Annotated in this window: 19 protein-coding genes and 2 tRNA genes; 16 read left to right on the top strand and 5 right to left on the bottom strand. The window is 40.9% G+C overall.

Annotated features, from left to right (window positions below):
- Positions 1 to 89: 89 nt before the first annotated feature.
- The 10 genes from greA to LU276_RS06340 all read left to right on the top strand — a co-directional run bounded on the left by greA (position 90) and on the right by LU276_RS06340 (position 6977).
- Positions 90 to 566, top strand: coding sequence for a transcription elongation factor GreA (greA, locus tag LU276_RS06385; protein WP_284673034.1), 477 nt, complete (start codon positions 90 to 92; stop codon positions 564 to 566).
- A gap of 22 nt (positions 567 to 588) precedes the next feature.
- Positions 589 to 948, top strand: a complete 360-nt coding sequence (locus LU276_RS06380; protein ID WP_284673033.1) for a SirB2 family protein — start codon at positions 589 to 591, stop codon at positions 946 to 948.
- Positions 949 to 1247: 299 nt separating this feature from the next.
- Positions 1248 to 1532, top strand: coding sequence for an HvfA family oxazolone/thioamide-modified RiPP metallophore (locus tag LU276_RS06375; RefSeq protein ID WP_284673032.1), 285 nt, complete (start codon positions 1248 to 1250; stop codon positions 1530 to 1532).
- 90 nt (positions 1533 to 1622) lie between these two features.
- Positions 1623 to 2504 (top strand): HvfB family MNIO-type RiPP peptide maturase, encoded by an 882-nt coding sequence (locus LU276_RS06370; protein WP_284673031.1) that lies wholly within the window; start codon positions 1623 to 1625, stop codon positions 2502 to 2504.
- Positions 2505 to 2517: 13 nt separating this feature from the next.
- A complete protein-coding gene (locus LU276_RS06365) occupies positions 2518 to 3315 on the top strand; it encodes an HvfC family RiPP maturation protein (RefSeq protein ID WP_284673030.1) in 798 nt (265 codons plus the stop codon).
- Positions 3316 to 3333: 18 nt separating this feature from the next.
- Complete coding sequence (locus LU276_RS06360; protein WP_418001262.1) at positions 3334 to 3972, top strand: HvfX family Cu-binding RiPP maturation protein; 639 nt, start codon at positions 3334 to 3336, stop codon at positions 3970 to 3972.
- Between the two features lie 10 nt (positions 3973 to 3982).
- Positions 3983 to 4627 carry a sigma-70 family RNA polymerase sigma factor gene (locus LU276_RS06355; RefSeq protein ID WP_284673029.1) on the top strand — a complete coding sequence of 215 codons (645 nt, stop codon included), beginning with the start codon at positions 3983 to 3985 and terminating at the stop codon, positions 4625 to 4627.
- 9 nt (positions 4628 to 4636) lie between these two features.
- Entirely contained in the window at positions 4637 to 4882 is a 246-nt protein-coding gene (locus tag LU276_RS06350) for an anti-sigma factor family protein (RefSeq protein ID WP_284673028.1), read from the top strand.
- A 277-nt stretch (positions 4883 to 5159) separates the two neighbouring features.
- Positions 5160 to 6059 carry a M23 family metallopeptidase gene (locus tag LU276_RS06345; RefSeq protein WP_284673027.1) on the top strand — a complete coding sequence of 300 codons (900 nt, stop codon included), beginning with the start codon at positions 5160 to 5162 and terminating at the stop codon, positions 6057 to 6059.
- 3 nt (positions 6060 to 6062) lie between these two features.
- Positions 6063 to 6977, top strand: coding sequence for a bestrophin family protein (locus LU276_RS06340; protein WP_284673026.1), 915 nt, complete (start codon positions 6063 to 6065; stop codon positions 6975 to 6977).
- 73 nt (positions 6978 to 7050) lie between these two features.
- Here LU276_RS06340 and LU276_RS06335 read toward each other — a convergent pair.
- The 3 genes from LU276_RS06335 to folP form a co-directional block, all read right to left on the bottom strand.
- A tRNA-Ile gene (locus LU276_RS06335) sits at positions 7051 to 7127 on the bottom strand.
- A gap of 157 nt (positions 7128 to 7284) precedes the next feature.
- A tRNA-Leu gene (locus LU276_RS06330) sits at positions 7285 to 7369 on the bottom strand.
- Between the two features lie 131 nt (positions 7370 to 7500).
- Positions 7501 to 8358 carry a dihydropteroate synthase gene (folP, locus tag LU276_RS06325; RefSeq protein WP_284673025.1) on the bottom strand — a complete coding sequence of 286 codons (858 nt, stop codon included), beginning with the start codon at positions 8356 to 8358 and terminating at the stop codon, positions 7501 to 7503.
- A gap of 102 nt (positions 8359 to 8460) precedes the next feature.
- Here folP and hflX point away from each other — a divergent pair, with 102 nt between their 5' ends.
- The 3 genes from hflX (at position 8461) to LU276_RS06310 (ending at position 11135) form a co-directional block, all read left to right on the top strand.
- Positions 8461 to 9795, top strand: a complete 1335-nt coding sequence (gene hflX, locus LU276_RS06320) for a ribosome rescue GTPase HflX (protein WP_284673024.1) — start codon at positions 8461 to 8463, stop codon at positions 9793 to 9795.
- A gap of 211 nt (positions 9796 to 10006) precedes the next feature.
- Positions 10007 to 10438: a CidA/LrgA family protein gene (locus tag LU276_RS06315; protein WP_284673023.1), complete on the top strand. Its 432-nt coding sequence runs from the start codon at positions 10007 to 10009 to the stop codon at positions 10436 to 10438.
- Positions 10431 to 11135, top strand: coding sequence for an LrgB family protein (locus LU276_RS06310; RefSeq protein WP_284673022.1), 705 nt, complete (start codon positions 10431 to 10433; stop codon positions 11133 to 11135). Before LU276_RS06315 ends, LU276_RS06310 begins: the two co-directional genes overlap by 8 nt.
- Positions 11136 to 11242: 107 nt before the next feature.
- On the opposite strand, the gene LU276_RS06305 is transcribed toward LU276_RS06310, so the two are convergent.
- Complete coding sequence (locus LU276_RS06305) at positions 11243 to 11929, bottom strand: MiaE family protein (protein ID WP_284673021.1); 687 nt, start codon at positions 11927 to 11929, stop codon at positions 11243 to 11245.
- Positions 11930 to 12573: 644 nt separating this feature from the next.
- Between LU276_RS06305 and LU276_RS06300 the strand changes: the two genes are divergently transcribed.
- Both LU276_RS06300 and LU276_RS06295 read left to right on the top strand, forming a co-directional pair.
- The gene (locus tag LU276_RS06300; RefSeq protein ID WP_284673020.1) at positions 12574 to 13629 is read left to right on the top strand and encodes a porin; all 1056 of its coding nucleotides are present in this window, start codon (positions 12574 to 12576) and stop codon (positions 13627 to 13629) included.
- 181 nt (positions 13630 to 13810) lie between these two features.
- A complete protein-coding gene (locus tag LU276_RS06295) occupies positions 13811 to 15859 on the top strand; it encodes a cytochrome c biogenesis protein CcdA (protein ID WP_284673019.1) in 2049 nt (682 codons plus the stop codon).
- 284 nt (positions 15860 to 16143) lie between these two features.
- Here LU276_RS06295 and LU276_RS06290 read toward each other — a convergent pair whose 3' ends face one another.
- The gene (locus tag LU276_RS06290; protein ID WP_284673018.1) at positions 16144 to 17646 is read right to left on the bottom strand and encodes an alanine/glycine:cation symporter family protein; all 1503 of its coding nucleotides are present in this window, start codon (positions 17644 to 17646) and stop codon (positions 16144 to 16146) included.
- 576 nt (positions 17647 to 18222) lie between these two features.
- On the opposite strand from LU276_RS06290, the gene LU276_RS06285 reads away from it, so the two are divergent.
- Complete coding sequence (locus LU276_RS06285) at positions 18223 to 18891, top strand: LemA family protein (RefSeq protein ID WP_284673017.1); 669 nt, start codon at positions 18223 to 18225, stop codon at positions 18889 to 18891.
- Positions 18892 to 18894 lie beyond the last annotated feature (3 nt).

The raw sequence follows: 18894 nt of genomic DNA, 5'->3' as shown, positions 1-18894 counted from the left end.
TCTTGATATAAAAGGGTCTTGCTAAATACACTTTTAGCAGGATTTTTTGTACTTGCATCATTAAAAAACGATTATATAAAGGAGTTATCATGCAACGATACCCAATGACGCCAGAAGGTCATCAGGCATTAGAAGCAGAACTAAAACAACTAAAAACCGTTGATCGTCCTCGCATCACCAACGCCATTGCTGAGGCTCGTGAACATGGCGATTTAAAAGAAAATGCGGAATATCACGCTGCCAGAGAACAACAAGGGCTGTGTGAAGCACGCATTCGTGATATTGAGGCGAAATTGGGTGGTGCTCAAGTGATTGACCCTGCCAAATTACCACAAGATGGGCGAGTAGTCTTTGGGGTAACGGTTGTTCTTGAGAATATTGATGATGGCGAAGAGCGTCGTTATAAGATTGTTGGTGATGATGAGGCGGACTTTAAAACAGGTAAGATATCGGTTAATTCACCGATTGCTCGTGGTTTGATTGGTAAGTCTGAAGGCGATGAAGCTAAGATTCAAACACCAAGTGGACTGGTTGAGTTTGAAATCTTAGAAGTCATTTATGCGTAAGTTAATTAAGTAAGGGGGCGTTGTGAAACATCTACATATGCTGACAGCACTCATCACTCTTGTGTTATTTGGCTATCAGGCGGTATTTGTGTTAAGCGGTAGGCAACTTGTGCTATCTCGTGCCTTTAAGGGCTTAAGTCATTTGGTCTATCTGCTACTGGTGATGAGTGGGCTGTATTTATTTTGGCAGTTATTACAGGTGGCGGGTGTTCAGTATTGGGCAATCATTAAGCTTGGCTTGTTGATAGTGGCAATCTCATCAACCATAAAAGCACTTCGCCCCACCAATCAAGCCATCCAGAGCAGAGCGGGCATAATAATCGCATTGATTGCTTATGTTGCTATTATCGCCTTAGCACTAACTAAGCCAAATTTAATGTAGTCTTAAATACCAAAACAAAAAGTAGGCTATCAAAGTCTGCTTTTTTCATTGTCTTGATGACAACATAAAAAGCAAAAACAATGCTATGGTTTACTTTCAAATTCATGGCGTCATTTAGTTTGGGCTGTATTTTATTTTTTAAAAATTTTTTATAAAAATGTAAGATTTAACAAAAATTCACGACTAATGATTACCAAGCAGTTTTTGTTTGGTTTTTTAAATGCATCATGCTTTATGGTAACTGTACATGGTCTTAAGGTGATGACAAGTTATGATAAAGCATCAATTGGAGTTATTTTATGAGAAAATTAGCAAAAACTGCCCTAGTTGGCTCACTGGTTATCGCAGGTGCTAGCCCATTTGCGATGACTGCAATGGCACAAGGCTATCAAAACAAAACTGTCAAATGCGACAAAACTGATAAAAAATGTGCTGAAAAGAAAGCCAAAAAAGCCGAAACTAAAAAAGCTGAAGCCAAATGCGGTGAAGGTAAGTGTGGCGGTGTAAGCACAAAAAGCAAAAAAGCTGAAGCCAAATGCGGTGAAGGTAAGTGTGGTGAAGGTAAGTGTGGCGGTAGTAAATAACGCTCTGAAATTTTCGCATCAAATGGGTGTATTGCCCATTTGATTGCTTTTTGGTTTTATACAGATTGTCATTGATTGGGAGAGGTTGATATGAATGGCTATCCTAAAGGTGCAGGACTAGGTTTTCGTCGTGAACTTTGCACACAAATGAAGGCAGAAAATCTGTCAGACATTGATTTTTTTGAAGTGTCTCCTGAAAATTGGTTGAACTCATCAGGGAGAATGGGCGGACAATATCACAAGTTACTCAAGTCCTACACTGAGCAATTTGCCTTTATTTGTCATGGCTTATCACTGTCAATTGGCAGCAGTGCTGAATTGGATATTCATTTATTAAAAAATATCAAGCGGTTTATGCAAGAGCATGGAATGCAGTTGTACACCGAACATTTGGCTTGGACATCTGACAATAAGGGGCATTTGTATGATTTGTTACCCATTCCTTGTACAAACGATGCTGTGATGTGGACAGCAAATCGCATTAAACAAGCTCAAGATATTATGGGTATGCAAATTGGCTTTGAAAACGCCAGTTATTATTATGCACCACCAGACAGCGACATGAGCGATAGTGAGTTTATCACCGCTGTGGTCAAAGAAGCTAACTGTTTGTTGCATCTGGATATCAACAACATTTATGTCAATAGCCAAAATTTTGGTTTTGACCCTATTCAATATTTACATGAGTTGCCACTAGATAAGGTGTGTTATATGCATGTTGCAGGGCATTATGTAGAAGAAGATGGCTTTATCATAGATACGCATGGTAATGCGGTGATTGAACCTGTCTGGCGATTGCTAGATGAAGCCTACCATGAGATTTATCGGCGAACAGGAAAAAAGGCGGTGGATATTCCTACCTGCCTAGAAAGAGATTTTAATTTTCCTGAGTTGGATGTATTACGCCAAGAGGTCAATTTAATCCATACCGCTCAGCGTAAAGCTGAACAATCTTATACACTGATTGCCTAAATTTTTTAAGAATATGACCGTAACTTTACTTGCCCCTTATTCATTGCAACAATTTCAAAATCAATTTGGTGATTATTTGCGTTCGCAGTATCATGCTAAAGATGATGGCATACCTAGCCGTGTGGGTGGGATTTATCAAACCTTGATTTTTAATAATGTGCGTAATTTTTTAAATCAATGTTTTCCGATTTGTCGTGAGATATTGGGTGATGATAATTTTCATGTGCTGTCGCTGTATTTTTTCCAAAGATATCCATCTCATTCACCTTATTTTAATGAAATTCCCATGCAGTTTGTGAATTTTTTATCACAACTGATGACGGACAGTCCAGACTGGCACGATGAAATCACCATCACAAACAATGATATTGATTTTGTGCCTGATTATTTAAGCGAGTTGGCTCATTATGAGTGGTTGGAGTTGCATGTAGATACTCTTGCTAACTTAACAGCAAAGCCTATTTTAAAAACGCCAGATAACCAATCTTATGGTCTAAATCCAAGCGTACAAAACAGCCATTATACCTATCCCGTGCATGCCATCAGTGTGGATAATTGCAATGATATAGCCCCCAATGAAGTATTTTTGGTGGTATTAAGAGCATCTGATAATGAAGTTAAATTTGTACACACCAATGCTTTGACACATCTATTTATTGATTTTATACAAAATAATGAGCGGGTATATTCATCAGTAGGTGAGTTGGTGACTGATTTTGCCAAGCATATTGATTACCATAATATTGATGAATTATTGGCTTATGCTGATGATTTATTTGCTGAATTACTTGCCCAAAATATCATCATATAACTATCTAAGAGTAAAAAAATGAAAATGTCTCGTCTATATACAACTGCCATTACCAAACTACAAGCGTTGGATTTTGTTGGTTTATTATTGCTCCGTATTTACCTAGCACCCATTTTTATTGTTGCAGGGTTGACTAAGTTGAACAGTTTTGAATCAATCGCCGAATGGTTTGGCAATAGTGATTGGGGTCTTGGATTGCCTTTTCCTGTTTTGATGGCAGTCTTGGGCATTTTTGCAGAACTTATTGGTGGATTTGCGTTATTGTTTGGGGTGATGACACGCTTTTTTAGCCTTAGCTTGATTATCACTATGGCGGTGGCAGGGCTAACGGTGCATCTAAAAAACGGTTGGTCTGCCATTGCATCAAGTGATGCTAGTACTAGTATCGCTTTATTCTGGTCAAAATTAGGCTTTGGCAATGCTAATGATAGCCTTAATCATGCAGAAGAAGTTGCGTTAAGGCTACAGAAGGCTCGTGAGATTCTACAAGAACACGGCAATTATGATTGGCTGACTGAAATGGGTAACTTTGTTATTTTAAATAATGGCATAGAGTTTGCGGCAACTTATTTGATTATGCTACTGCCTTTATTATTTTATGGGGCAGGCAAGTATGTGAGCGTGGATTATTTTTTGGGCAAACGCTTCTTAAAATAAGGAATAAATAATGAATGATGAGTATCAAACATTTATTAAGTTATTATTAAAAGATAATAAAACAGCACATATTCTACATTATTCATTAAATGAGCAATATTTGGGTGGTTTGTATAAAGAATTATTAAAATTTGCACAAAATCAACTCAATGACAGTGGCTTGGCAGAGGACGCAGTGCAAGAATGTTTATTATCTGCTATGCAATATGCCAAAAATTTTAAGGGGAATTCGGCGTTTAAAAGCTGGGTCTTTGCAATCTTAAAGCATAAAATCACCGATTGCCTTCGCAAAAATATGCCTTATACCACATTGAGTGATTTGGGTGATGGTGAGAATCAGACGCAAATGGCGGATTTGGTGTTTTCTGAGGCAGGGCGGTGGCATAAAGATTATATGCCTACAGCATTTGATGATTCGTGGTGCGACCCAGAATTACAAATACACAATCATCATTTTTGGCAGGTTTTGAGTTATTGTTTGAATAATTTAGTAGGTGAGCAAGCACGAGTATTCTTGATGAAAGAGTATTTGGCATTAGATAGTGATGAAATCTGCCAAACCGTACAAATTAGCAAACAAAATTATTATGTACTTATGCACCGAGCCAGACTTAATTTGCAAACTTGCTTGACTCGTCATTGGTTTGATGAATAAAGGAGTGTTATGAAAAGTTGTCAAAAAATAAGCCAGCTAGCTAGTCTTTCTCTAGAAAAATCTCTTTCGTTGCAACAAAAGGCATATCTAATCTTGCACTTTGCCATGTGTAGGCATTGTCGGACATTTGATAAAAATAATAAAATATTATCTAGTATGTTAAAAAACCAAAAGCAAGCTGATGAGACGCTCTTGGATACTAAAAACTTACATGCTCAGCAAAAAACACAAGCTGATGATACTTGGTCGGCTTAATGGTCTTGACTGGCATTTGATTTGACATTCTTTGCTAGTTTGAGCTAAAGCGTTGTTTGTAATATTGCGGTATGGTTGTCTATTAGTTTAATTTGGTTTTTATTATCAAAAAACACAAAGCCTGTCTATAAGATGGGTTTTGTGTTTTTTGTGGTTGTGTTACAATAAAAGCCCTGCCTACAATACATGGGTGGCGATATTTTTGTTGGCTTGTTTGTGCAATTAGGCACGATGGGCTTGTTGATATTTTTGAGGTAATAAGAGGGTTTGGACAAAGATGGCGAAATTTCAAGAAAAAAGACCGGCGACCAAACGAGTAAATATGTTGGCGGTGTGTGGTGTGGCAGGAGCTTTTGTATTGGCAGGCTGTGCTAGTAAACCAACTGTGCAGGGTAGTACAAATAAGCAACCCATCATAAAAAACAGCCAATCTGTTATAACAAACAGTCGTGGTGTGCCAAATCGCTATATGGTCAAACAGGGTGATACGGTCAGTAGGATTGCCGAGCGTTATGGTCTAGACTGGCGTGCCATTGGACGCATAAATAATCTTGATTCGTCTTATACCATCTATGTGGGGCAGTGGATTAGCTTGTGGCAAGATGGCAGTAATGTCAAAACAAGTACAACAACAATAAAAAAACCCACACCCAAGCCCGCACCAAACCCAGTAACTACGACAATCAAGCCTGTAGCACCAGTTAAGCAGACGGTGGTTGTATCACCTAGCCCTGTGCCAGCTCATACACCGCTACCAACAACAAATAATACACCTTTGTCGGTGGGTAGTGTGGGCGTGATGCAGTTTCGTTATCCTGTAAGTAGCAGTAACCCTGTAGCTCGTCGTTTTGGTACAATAGATGTTGGTGGTCAGTCAGTTACCAGTCAAGGGATGTGGTTTTCTGGTCGTGGTGGTGATGCGGTCTTAGCAAGTCGTGCAGGTACGGTACTTCATGCTGATGGTAATATTGATGGGGCAATGATTGCTATTGCACATACCGATGGTTTTGTGAGCAGTTATTTTCATATACAAGATGCACAGGTCAAATCAGGGCAGACCGTACAAGCAGGTCAACGAATCGCCAGTATGCGTCATCAGTCCAATGGTTCTGGGTTGTTAGAATTTCGTATTTCTCGCAATTCTAATTACATCGACCCTTTGTCAGTCCTAAAATAACGCATGATTGTCCGTGATAAAAGCAATGGCTTAAAGTTACTATTTGTTTGGCGTGGTACGGTATTGCCTAAAGTTTTGCCGATGGTGTTGCTACTTATGGCAATCTCAATGGTGGCATGGTCTTTAACGCATTATAAAGTCTATGCTGTTACAGGCGTGCCTGCGGTAGGCTTTACAGTGTTTGGTGTGGTCTTATCAATATTCTTAGGCTTTCGTAATACTGCCTGCTATGATAGATGGTGGGAAGGGAGAAAGCTATGGGGTGCGATGATTGCCAATACTCGCCATTTAACCAGAGATAGTCATTTTTTGGGCGTGCAAGAGCGTGAAAAACTGCTCATGGATATGTTGCTATTTGTGGGGTTACTTCGCAATCGTTTGCGGGGGCAGATGTCTCAGTCAGAGCAGTTTTATCACTATTATCAGATGGATAAAAAGGAGCTTGATGTCATCAATGCTCACATAAACGCACCGCAATATGTACTTGAAAGAATGCAAAAACAGCTTATAACAGCGGTACAAACAGGGCAAATAACCGATATTATCTACACTAGCATTCAGCGTCATGTGGTAGAAATGGGTGGTATTCAGGCGGGCTGTGACAGAATTGTCAGTACGCCCCTACCTTTTCCATATTCAGTTTTGTTGCATCGAGCGGTGTTTTGTTTTTGTTGGATGTTGCCTTTTGGGCTAGAGTCGGTGATGGGTATTTGGACGCCATTTTTGGTGGGGTTTTTGTCATATCTTTTGCTTGGACTTGATGAGTTAAGTCATCAGTTAGAAGAGCCGTTTGGTACTTCAGCCAATGATTTACCGCTTGATACGATGGTTAGGTTGATGGAGAGAGAAACTTTGGCTTTGTTGGGTAAATCGTTGCCACCTGCTATGATTGCCGATGCGTCTTATAATTATTCATAAAATAAAAGCCGGTAAATCGCCATAAAAAACCAAGATCTACATATTGTAAGATCTTGGTTTTTTTAATTAAATTTGGTGGGCCCACACAGACTCGAACTGTGGACCAAAGGATTATGAGTCCTCTGCTCTAACCAACTGAGCTATAGGCCCAAATTAATCAATCCAAATCACATCTTCTGGATTGGCGTATTCTACAACAAACCAAGCAAAAATACAATAATAATCTATCATATAATTATTAAAAAAACTTCACTTAGGTTTTTGCCAAATAAAAAGCCGATGAATTTATCATCAGCTTTTTTTAATATGGTGGGGTCGGAGAGACTCGAACTCTCACACCTCGCGGCGCCAGAACCTAAATCTGGTGCGTCTACCAATTTCGCCACGACCCCAAGTTGTCTTGATGGGGCATATTATACGCATTTTTTTAGTATTTGCAAGCATTTTTTATAATTTTTTAAAATAAAAATATAACTTTTTGATTTTCATTATATTTTTAATTTAAGATAATTGTTCTACATGCTTATTGCAATGCTTGCCACATTGCCAGAGCTTGCCTCATCTTGGCGACATCATGCACACGCACGATGGATACGCCTTGTTGAATGGCGAGTAGGTGGGCAACCGCTCCAATCATATCCCTTTTGGTGGGGTGATGACCATGTAACTGGTCAAATTGATTTAAAATCTCACCCAAAAACCGCTTTCGAGATACCCCAAAGAGCATGGGTAGATGAAAATGTGCCATGAATTTGTCCAGCTGTTTCATCAAAGCAACATGGTGTTTATAATTTTTAGCAAAACCCATGCCGACATCAATGATGATATTCTCCTTTCTGACCCCAATGTGCAGGGCGTTTTTGATGCTTTGGTCAAGTTCGCTCATCACCTCGTTTACCACATCATCATAATCAGCAAGGTCATTCATGGTGTCAGGTTCACCTCGTGAGTGCATGATGACAACAGGGCAATCAAGCTGTGCTGCCATTTTGCTTGCTCCATCTTGTCTTAGTCCTCGCACATCATTAATCATGTCTGCACCTGATTTGATGCCTTCATACATGACGATGGGGTTACTGGTATCAATAGATAGCCAAATATCATTGCCAAGATGCTGACGCAGTGCATCAATGATGGGAATGACTCTATCTAGCTCGGTATCGGTATCTATTGCAGGGGCATTAGGGCGAGTAGATTCACCGCCAATATCAATAATATCCACGCCCCAAGCCATCATCTCATCAGCATGGCGTAGGGCGTTATCTACATTATTAAAACATCCACCATCTGAAAATGAGTCTGGTGTAACATTGAGTACGCCCATGATTTTTGGGGTGGATAAGTCTAGGGATTTTTGGCGGAAGTGTATTTTGTATTTCATAACAAATAAGCCACTAAAATCTTGAAATTTAGCATAATACCACAATTTAAAACAAGGTGGTTTTAATTATTTATTTTGATGATTTTTTAAAAAGGATAGTTTTTGCAATATTTTGACAGACACGAAGGTGGTGAAAAGGCTATCTTGGTACATCTAGACATTCGTGAGATGATTGACCCTGATGATTTAGAAGAATTTCGTCTGCTTGTACATTCAGCAGGGGCAAATGAGCTTGCCATCATCACAGGTGCTAGAAATAGACCACATGCCAAATACTTTGTTGGCACAGGTAAGGCAGAAGAGATTGCACAAGCGGTTGATGCACATGGGGCGGATATTGTTATTTTTAATCATGATTTGTCGCCTAGTCAAGAGCGAAATTTAGAAGCGATGATTAAATGCCGAGTGCTTGATCGTACAGGACTTATCCTTGATATTTTTGCTCAGCGAGCCAGAACTTATGAGGGTAAATTACAAGTGGAGCTTGCACAGCTTTCTCATCTGGCTACTCGCCTTGTGCGTGGTTGGACGCATTTGGAGCGTCAAAAGGGCGGTATTGGTCTGCGAGGTCCTGGCGAAACCCAACTTGAAACAGACCGCCGACTGTTACAAATCCGTGTCAATCAGCTAAAAACCAAACTTGATAAGGTTAAGCGGACTCGCAACCAAGGTCGAGCCAAACGCACCAAATCTGATATTCCGACCGTGTCTTTGGTTGGTTATACTAACGCCGGAAAATCCACACTGTTTAACCGTCTAGCCGATGATAACATTTATGCTGCCGACCAGCTGTTTGCTACACTAGACCCCACATTACGCCGTGTTAAATGGGCAGGCGTGGGAAATGTCGTGCTTGCTGATACAGTGGGGTTTGTGCGTCATTTGCCACATGAGCTTGTTGAAAGTTTTCACGCTACGCTAGAGGAGACTTTACAAGCCGATCTCTTGTTGCATATTATTGACAGTAGCAGTCCTGATATGCACGAGCAAATTGATGCGGTAAATGCGGTGCTTGATGAAATTGGGGCGACAGCTCCTGTGCTTTTGGTGCATAACAAGATTGATAAAACCGATGAATTGCCCATGATTCATTATAAAGAACAAGGCGTGCCAAACCGTGTTTATGTTTCGGCTCATAAAAACTTAGGTGTAGATAAACTTGTGCAAGCGGTGCAAGAGCTGTTAGTGGGTGGTCTTTTTGAATTTAATCTGACTTTGCCGTACCATGCAGGGCAATTGAAAAACACTTTGCATGAGCTTGGCGTGGTGAGTCATAGTGAGTTTGATGATACAGGGCATGAAATTGTAACGATTTGCCTAGCTAAAGACAGGCTAAAAGAACTGTTAGGTAAATACCACCTAAATCCTTTTGATGTACTGCCCCCACATCAGGCGAGCGAGTTTTTGCCAGAGTTGGAGGCATTTGAAAGGGTGTAAATTCAGGCTTGTGAAGATGGTAAGATCGATGATGCAAGTAAGGGTGATGATGAGTTAGATCCGTTTTGTTGGTGATGATGGGTTTATCTGTGGCACATGTGCATTATTTTGATAAAAAATAACAAACATTTTTTATCAGTGTGGTGTTTGCCTTGACCGCACGGTCAGTTAATGATTTAATAAAAATCATCTACCACCACAAAGGATGCTTATGAAATCTCCTTATTTGACCAAATCGCCTACTTTTTGGGGCAGTATGCTTGCCACCATTATCATCATCATTGGGGTGCGTGAGCTTGCATTGGTGGTATGCAGTGCCTTGGGTATGCCAAGTGCGACCAATATTGTAGGATTGATATCGCTGTTTGTGATGTTGCTTATCTTAAGGCTTATCAAAGGTGGTCTGCCTGCTTGGTTGTCGTCATCGGCAAGCGTACTGCTTGTGGATAGTGGATTTGCATTTTTGCCAGTGTCAGCGGGAGCTGGGATTTTGATGTTTGGACTTGGGTCGGATCTGGTTGCTGTGTCGGCAGTGATTATCATCAGTACCGTGATTCCGCTTTGGGCATTTGCCAAGTTATCTGCCAAGTGGCTAGCAAAAGATGAAGGCAGTGCTAGCAAGCAAGGAGAGAGTCATGTCTAACATTGCTATTGATGGCAGTACTGTTGTCATCGCCTTTGTGGTAACAATGATTGCTCATGTGGGGGCGAAGTATGTCCTTCGTTATTTAAATAAGTATGTGCGTGGTGTGCCGATGATTATCGTTGCCATCATCTTAACCTTATTGATTTTATTTGTCATTCAGCTTCCTTATGCCACTTATTATGCCAATGCAAAACCTGTGTTTGACCGTCTGCTTGGTTATAGCACTGTTTTACTTGCTGTACCGCTTGCTGGTATGGATTTTAGGGGGTTGCCAATTAAAAAACTCTTCATCATCGTCATCATGGCAAGTTTGGTGGGGGCGATTGTGCCGATGTCGCTTGCTTATCTGTTTGGTCTAAATATGGAAACAATTTTGGCGTTCGCCAGTCGCTCTGTTACCACACCAGTGGGTTTGTCGGTCGCCCAAATTATTGATGCACCTTTGGTAATGGCGAACTTGATTATCATTGTATCGGGCATTTTAGGGGCAGGTGTGTGCCGTATGCTATTTTCTGGCATTGATGACGATAGGGCAAAAGGCTTGGCACTTGGTTTGGTTGCCCATGCCATTGGTACGGTAGAGGCATGGACAATCAGTCCGACCGCAGGGCGATATGCCGCTTTTGGACTGGCAATCAATGGGTTGGTTACAGCGGTTTGGTTGCCTGTGGCGATTGTGTGGTTACTTGGGTGATTCAATCAATAAAAAAGCACTTTTATTTAAGTGCTTTTTTATTGATGACTAATCCAATAAAATCTGATTAATCATAAAAACTAACCGTCATCAGTCCTTCCATAATCTTACACCCAGTTAGGCACGCCACTATGAAAACGCAGTTCGCCATCAGGACTGTCGATCAGCTCGGACTCCACTTGACGAAAGAAAGCCACTCTTGTGCTGATGTCTTCATCAGTAATTGATTGAGCAAGTCTAATATAATCCTCATAATGACGGCTTTCTGATTTTAATAGATATTTATAATAGCGAGCCAACTTTTCATCATCAATGACATCAGCCAATGCTGAGAATCGTTCACACGAACGAGCCTCAATAAACGCTCCAATAATTAACACATCTACCATCGCTGCAGGTTCATAGGTGCGTTTGTGTTTTAGTAGCCCCTTGGCATAGCGACCGGCTGGTAGGTGCGACCACGCAATACCTCGCTCTTTCATGAGTGTGATGACTTGCTCATAATGTAGCATTTCTTCACGCACCAGTTGAGCTAAACGCTCTTGCAATTCACGATGAAATTCGTAACGAAAAATAAGGTTCATGGCTGTACCTGCTGCCTTTTTTTCGCAGTTGGCGTGGTCTTGCATGAGTAATGGCAGATTATTTTTGGCAACGCTAAGCCATTTTTCAGAAGTGCGAGTACCCAAAAACTGATGAATATGACCGATATCAGTCGTTGCTTTAGCACGAGTGGTGATGTTTTTTAGATCGTCTTCTGGGGGAATACTGGTCTGGGACTCTAGATGGTGCATGACTCTCTTCTTGTTGTCGGTTGGTGAAAAACTGGGTAATGATTGATTAAAAATGACCCAGAACTAAAAAAACTGGTAGAATGGCAATCGCCCATCGCAATTACTCATAATAACCAAGACATTAAAAGCGTACTAAAAATCGCCAAATTTGCCAATTGGGATAATTGTAAACATTTGTTTTACTCATGTAAAAATGAGCTTAAACTGGATTAACAATGTTGCTGCACAGAGATTATTTTAACATATTTTTTGGCAAAAATAGGCTGATATTTTGCTTAACAATGAGACGGTGCGTTATCTATGATGACATATACCCACTTTAATAATAAGAATTTACCTTATTATTAACAAAAAAGTCAGTGATGAAAAATATTTATAACTTATTGATTTTAAATCATAAATTATTAAATATACAAAAAATTTAGCAATTTTTTTAATAAAAGGTATTGCAAAATATGTCAAAATTGGTATCCTATTAACCGAAGCATAAATTTAGCAATGTTCTTGTGCTAATTTAACGGCAGTGAATATACCAAAAAAATGTTTCGTGAAGTAACCTCGTAGAATGAGATTGTTATTTTTTTATTCTACATTGGGCGTAGCTTTAGCGACCCAACTAAAAATGTATAAATGTGGAGAAACCCATGAAAAAACTACTTTTAGCATCAGCCGCCGTTGCTCTATCTATTACAGCTGCACAAGCTGCCCCAACTGTATATGGTAAAGCATTCCTTACTCTTGATGCTCAAGATGGCGACAAAGCAAGCAGAAATCACAACCCACGCACCCAGCTCAACTCTAATAGCTCACGCATCGGTCTAAAGGGTAGTGAAGCCCTAACTCAAAACACTAGCTTGGTTTATCAACTAGAGTATGGTGTAAAGGTTGACGATGACTCAACTCAATTCAAATCTCGTGATACTTATCTAGGTCTTGCTAATAAGCAATATGGTACACTAGTAGCTGGTCGCCTAACTGCAATTGATGACTATGTAAACTATGCTAACGAAGCCCAAGGTGGCGTTGTTGGTGGCGACAATGTACTGGCATCTTTTGATGGAGAGCGTGTAAACAATACATTTGCTTACTTCTCACCAGTGCGTAACGGCGTGCAGTTGATGGCTATGTATGCACTAGATGAAAATGTAAATCCAAATACTAAAACTAAGACAGTTCGCAAACCTGTACGGGATATGAGTGGTGCCGAGACAGGAAATTATGTAGAGACTACATCGACTGTTACTGTTGGCAATGATTCTCTAGGTCGTGACGTATTTGGTATTGGTGCAAAATACGAACCAACTAACGCACCTTATAAAGTAGGTGCTACCTACATCCAAGCTGGTGATGCTCTTAAAACAATCCGTATCAGCGGTTCTTTTGCTTTAAGTCCAGTACTAACTGCAGGTGCATTATATCAGAACACTGATCATGCTACCAACGACAATGAAAATGTCATTACTGTATCTGCGAACTACAAAGTAGCTCAAACTCCTTGGACTACCTATGGTCAAATTGACTTGGTTGATAATGTTGCAGGTGCAAAAAATGCTGAAAAACAGCGTATCGCTGTTGGTGGTAAATATGCATTCAACAAAGCAACCACTGGTCACATCTATGGTGCATTGCTAAAAGATAAAACTGACAGTAAAAATGTTGATTTATACGGTATCGGCGGTGGTATTGAATACAAGTTCTAATTTAATTTAGAATCTTGCATCAATAAAAAGCTCACCCAAAAGGTGAGCTTTTCTGTATTCATTAGAATGAGCGATTGATGAGTGAGGCTGTGTTAAATGAACCATCTGACCACTTTAAGTGGAAATGAGTACATGATGATGATATAATAGGTGTTCCTTTAACTGATTTTTATGGTTTTTTATGTCTCATTCCGCATTGTTCAAGTCTGCCATCTGTGCTTTGATGGTTGTTACGCTTGGCACATCGGCACCAGCTACTGCTCAGGGTGAAGGTTTGTCGGCACTATTTGGGCAAAAATCTCAGAGATTTTTGCCGGTACATGAAGCATTCAAGGTTAAAGTACATACTGAGGGTACGGAGATTGTGGCGGTCTTTAGGGTAACGCCAGAGCATTATCTCTATCGTGATAAACTTTCTTTAAGATTGCCAAATGGGGTGCAGGCATCTAAATGGCAGTTTGACAAAACGGCAACCATGATGGATGATCCAACCTTTGGGCGTGTGGCGGTATTTGAAGAGGATGTGGTGGCAAGAGCAATGCTGACTGGTGCAAGTAGCGAGACCACAGCATCGTTGCGTTGGCAGGGCTGTGCAAAAGCAGGTCTGTGTTATCCGCCAGAGCTAAGCAAATTTGAGCTAAATTTACCGCAAGGTTCATCAGACAGCTTGGCAGATGGCTCAACAAAGTCAGCTTCCACCCAAAAACAAGCTCAAGCTATCAGTCAGGCATCATCAAGCCAGCCATCAAAAAAAGAGTTGGCATCTACAACAGAGCAAGCGAAAAAGCCTACCGATATAGATAATACCAAGACAACAACAAAACAGAGTGCTGATACTGCTTTGCCTAACATCGTACAGCCTGCACTGTCATCACAGATGGACAAGGTGAGCGATGAATCTGAGGTAAATGTTTCTGATGGTCAGCTGGTGGATGAAATGACGCCAGTGGCTAAGACTGCTCAACGCTATCAGCTCAATCATGACCTTGAGCAGGTGTATGATCCATTTGGTATTCATGATAACCCTGTACTTGCCATCGGGTTGTTATTTTTGGCAGGGCTATTACTTTCTTTGACGCCCTGCGTCTATCCAATGATTCCTATTGTGGCGAATATTGTCGCTAGACAAAACACGCTAAATACCAAAAAAGGTCTATTGCTATCATCAGCCTATGGCTTGGGGGTGGCAACTTCCTATGGAATACTTGGAGCGATTATTGCGTGGTTTGGTAGGGCAATCAATGTGATGGGTTACCTTCAAAACCCCGCAGTACTCATTGGTTTTGCACTATTATTTGTCATACTTGCTTTGTATATGTTTGATGCCATTAGTGTGGGACTTCCTACCGCTATTCGTGAAAAACTACAAGGTATCTCGCAAATGGCAGATGACCGTTTAGGCCGAGTTGGGGGTAGTTTTTTATCAGGTATGCTGTCTGCTTTGGTGGTATCGCCTTGCGTGTCTGCACCAATGGCAGGGGTTTTGGCAGCGGTATCGGTCAGTGGTAGTGTGCTATTTGGATTTTTGGCGTTGTTTGCATTAGGGGTTGGTTTGTCGGTACCACTTGCACTAATTGGCATGGCACAAGGTCGCTTGATGCCAAAAGCAGGTGGCTGGATGATTCGAGTAAAGGAATTATGCGGTCTGCTGCTTTTGGCGGTGGCGGTATCGATGGTGGAGCGTGTCTTTATATCGGTGTGGGTACTGCCACTGTGGGCGGTGTGGTTTGCGATGGTCGGCGTATGGCTATGGAGATTGACAGCGTGGGTTGGTCATGCTTTGGCGTTGCTAGCGATGTTGTGGGCAGGCTGTCTAATGGTGGGTGCCGGCATGGGGTCGGTTGATGCTTGGAGACCGCTTGCTAAATTATCTATGGAATCATCAGTGCAGGAAAACTACTCTGATGCCCACATTACAACCTTAGATGAGCTTGATGGGATTTTATCTACTCGAGATAAAGTGGTTGTTGATGTTACGGCAGATTGGTGCATAGAATGCCGTATCATGGATCGAGAGCTATTCATGAATCGACCCGATGGCATGGCACAGGTTCAGTTGGTAAAATTTGACATCACTGAAGTGAGTGATGATAGCCGTGCTTTACTTTCTCGTTATCAGCTGATGGGACCACCTGCACTTTTAATATATCAAGAAGGTAAGCTAACCAATGTAATGCTTGGACAGACTTCTCGTCAAGACTTTGAGTCAGCACTAAGACAGTTTGATTAATCAGTGTTCTTAGGTTGATAAAAAACCGCCACCATTGTTGGGTGGCGGTTTTTCTTGGAAACTGCCTAAATCATTCTATCAATCATGATGGTTGGGTAAAAATATGGGATTGATTGGGGCTTGGATTTATCATCTGCATTTATTGGCTTATTTTTGGTAGGTTAAGATATTTGGTTAAAATACACTTACTTATGGATAAGCATAAGAATGGGAGCTTATCTAAAAGATAAAAAAATTAAGCCCTGCAAATGCAAGGGCTTAATTGGGGTTGTTAGGCTTAATTGTTATTTATTCTTAAGTCTTTCTTCCCAGAAAGTGGCATTTTTAATGCCTAGTTTTACAGGGTCAAAGGTGTAGTTGGTTACACCAGATTTTTTCTGGGTTTCGTAGTCTGCCAAAGCACGCAAAGTTGGTTTTGCCATAAAGAACATTGCCAAGATACCAACGATGTTTAGCCATGCGGTCATGCCCACGCCAATATCACCTAAGTTCCAGATGTAACCTGCACTGTTTAAACTGCCGTAAGCAACCATTAAAACCACCGTGATTTTTGGTAGCCACATGGCAAGTTTTTGTACAGCCTTGTCTTTATGACGAGTTAAGTAGGCGATGTTAACTTCAGCGATATAGTAGTATGCCATGACGGTAGTAAAAGCAAAGAAGAATACGGCAATAGCGATAAAGTAGTTCCCAAATGTACCAAAGGTAGATTCTAGTGCCATCTGTGTGAAAGCAGGAGTGCCGATTTCTGTTGACTTATCTATGTTAACCAAAATGAATTCTTTGGTTTTTTCATTTTGGATGTTGTATGTTCCCATGGTCAAAATCATGAATGCTGTTGATGAGCAAACGATTAGCGTATCTACATAAACAGAAAACGCTTGCACCAAGCCTTGTTGTGCAGGGTGTTGCACTTCAGCAGCACCTGCATGGTGAGGACCTGTACCTTGACCTGCTTCGTTTGAATACACGCCACGCTTTACACCCCAACCGATTGCCGCACCTAAGCCTGCCATTGGATTTAGAATGTCGCTCATGATAAGACTAAAGACCGCAGGGACTTTATCTAGGTTCATAATCATGATAAGAATGGCTAAAATGATGTAGCCTAACGCCATGAATGGTACGATAAACTCCGCTACTCGAGCGATACGCTTAATGCCACCAAAGATAATCGCTGCCAATCCAAGTACCACAATTGACATGACAACCACACGCAGTGAGCCTGTTTCTATGCCAAAAAAGTTCATCGGACTGCCGTCGCCTGTAATACGAGTTACAGCACTGATGATACCGTTGGCTTGTACGCCAGGCAGGAATAGACCACAAGCGATCACCATTGAGATGGCAAAGATGATGGCATACCATTTTTGACCCAAGCCTTTTTCAAAATAATAGGCAGGACCACCACGATACTGACCAGTAACTGGGTCTTTTTCTTTATAAATCTGTGCCATGGTTGATTCAACATAGGCAGTTGATGCCCCTAGGAATGCCACCACCCACATCCAAAATACTGCCGATGGACCACCAAAGCCAATCGCTGCGGCCACACCTGCGATGTTACCCACACCCACACGGTTGGCAAGTGCCACCACGAAGGCTTGAAATGATGAGATGCCTTCAGCACTTTTGGTGCCATTAAACATGAGGGCAATCATCTCTTTAAACATACGCACTTGTACAAAGCGGGTCATGATGGAGTAAAATAGACCGGCACCCAAGCATAAATAAATTAATGCAGGACTCCAAATGATGCCATTTAACCAGTTAATAAAATTTTCCATAACTTTTCCTTGGTCATAGAGATAAAACGAAAGTTGATAATAGTTTCAAATGTTTCACTAAAAAAACGGGATTTATGTTTGACAAATAAATATAAAAATAGGTCTGACTGTATCAAATAGACACTTTTTATCGCTTTTTCATCAAGCATAAATCTTGTGTTTGAATTTGCCATATTTTTGCAATAAATGCTAGCAGAATTTGCACTTTTGGGGTATTTTTTTACAAAAAAATTTGATTTTTAGGTAAAAAGTGGTCGGTGGTGCTGTGATCCAATTTTTCTATAAATCCCCATATTGCTTGATTGGCATTGATGAATGAATGTGTCAAAGCCTTTTTAAAGTTTAATAATCATGTTATGCTTGTGTACGATTTGGTGTTTTGACTTGTTTTTTGAGATAAAGATTGCCATTATAGTGTTAGATTGGTGGATTTTGAGAATGATGGGGGTATTTTAGTGAGTGAGCTAAGATGTTATTTCCCTGATGATTAACTCTCAACGCACCATCTTGATTAAGCATGGCTAACCCATCTTTATCATCGTGATGTCTGGTTGTCTAATTTATAAGGAAAATAAGATGAAATCTTTAAAAAAAGTAACTACCGCTGCGTTATTAGCAAGCTGTGTTGTCTTATCAGGTTGTGGCTATAACTCGCTACAAGCCCAAGACGAACAAGTTGCCGCTTCATGGTCTGAGGTGGTAAACCAATATCAACGCCGTGCTGACCTAGTACCAAACCTTGTGTCAGTGGTGGAGCGTTATGCTGAGCATGAACAAGGCGTTTTTAGTGAAGTGGCGGCAGCGCGTGCGGCGGCAGGCAGTGTACAGATTACTCCAGAGACGCTAAAAGACCCTATCGCCATGCAAAAATATCAAGAAGCTCAAGCTCAGATGACGGGTGCTTTGTCTCGTTTGATGGCGATTTCGGAGAATTATCCGCAGTTAAAAGCGGATGCGATTTTTCAAGACCTACAAGCTCAGCTAGAAGGTACTGAAAATCGTATTACGGTGGCTCGCCAGCGTTATATCCAAGATATTCAAGATTATAACACTACTGTGCGTCAATTTCCAACCAATCTAACAGCGATGATTTTTGGTATGCAGGCTAAGCCAAACTTCAGCGTTGAGAACGAAAAAGCCATCTCAACAGCACCGACAGCAAGCTTTAATAATGGTGCGTCAACCCCAACAAATGGTGTGGCGACAGCAGAATCTGATGCAGGCACTGCTACCATGGGTCAATAAGGT

It is taken from the genome of Moraxella haemolytica (assembly GCF_030177935.1).
Lineage (GTDB): Bacteria > Pseudomonadota > Gammaproteobacteria > Pseudomonadales > Moraxellaceae > Moraxella > Moraxella haemolytica.
The sequence above is the reverse complement of the archived record's forward strand: the minus strand, read 5'-3'. Positions and strand labels throughout refer to the sequence as shown.

Coding starts and splice junctions, on each gene's coding strand:
- greA (WP_284673034.1), top strand. CDS start 90: ATGCAACGATACCCAATGACGCCAGAAGGTCATCAGGCATTAGAAGCA.
- LU276_RS06375 (WP_284673032.1), top strand. CDS start 1,248: ATGAGAAAATTAGCAAAAACTGCCCTAGTTGGCTCACTGGTTATCGCA.
- LU276_RS06370 (WP_284673031.1), top strand. CDS start 1,623: ATGAATGGCTATCCTAAAGGTGCAGGACTAGGTTTTCGTCGTGAACTT.
- LU276_RS06365 (WP_284673030.1), top strand. CDS start 2,518: ATGACCGTAACTTTACTTGCCCCTTATTCATTGCAACAATTTCAAAAT.
- LU276_RS06360 (WP_418001262.1), top strand. CDS start 3,334: ATGAAAATGTCTCGTCTATATACAACTGCCATTACCAAACTACAAGCG.
- LU276_RS06355 (WP_284673029.1), top strand. CDS start 3,983: ATGAATGATGAGTATCAAACATTTATTAAGTTATTATTAAAAGATAAT.
- LU276_RS06350 (WP_284673028.1), top strand. CDS start 4,637: ATGAAAAGTTGTCAAAAAATAAGCCAGCTAGCTAGTCTTTCTCTAGAA.
- LU276_RS06345 (WP_284673027.1), top strand. CDS start 5,160: ATGGCGAAATTTCAAGAAAAAAGACCGGCGACCAAACGAGTAAATATG.
- LU276_RS06340 (WP_284673026.1), top strand. CDS start 6,063: ATGATTGTCCGTGATAAAAGCAATGGCTTAAAGTTACTATTTGTTTGG.
- folP (WP_284673025.1), bottom strand. CDS start 8,358: ATGAAATACAAAATACACTTCCGCCAAAAATCCCTAGACTTATCCACC.
- LU276_RS06315 (WP_284673023.1), top strand. CDS start 10,007: ATGAAATCTCCTTATTTGACCAAATCGCCTACTTTTTGGGGCAGTATG.
- LU276_RS06310 (WP_284673022.1), top strand. CDS start 10,431: ATGTCTAACATTGCTATTGATGGCAGTACTGTTGTCATCGCCTTTGTG.
- LU276_RS06305 (WP_284673021.1), bottom strand. CDS start 11,929: ATGCACCATCTAGAGTCCCAGACCAGTATTCCCCCAGAAGACGATCTA.
- LU276_RS06300 (WP_284673020.1), top strand. CDS start 12,574: ATGAAAAAACTACTTTTAGCATCAGCCGCCGTTGCTCTATCTATTACA.
- LU276_RS06295 (WP_284673019.1), top strand. CDS start 13,811: ATGTCTCATTCCGCATTGTTCAAGTCTGCCATCTGTGCTTTGATGGTT.
- LU276_RS06290 (WP_284673018.1), bottom strand. CDS start 17,646: ATGGAAAATTTTATTAACTGGTTAAATGGCATCATTTGGAGTCCTGCA.
- LU276_RS06285 (WP_284673017.1), top strand. CDS start 18,223: ATGAAATCTTTAAAAAAAGTAACTACCGCTGCGTTATTAGCAAGCTGT.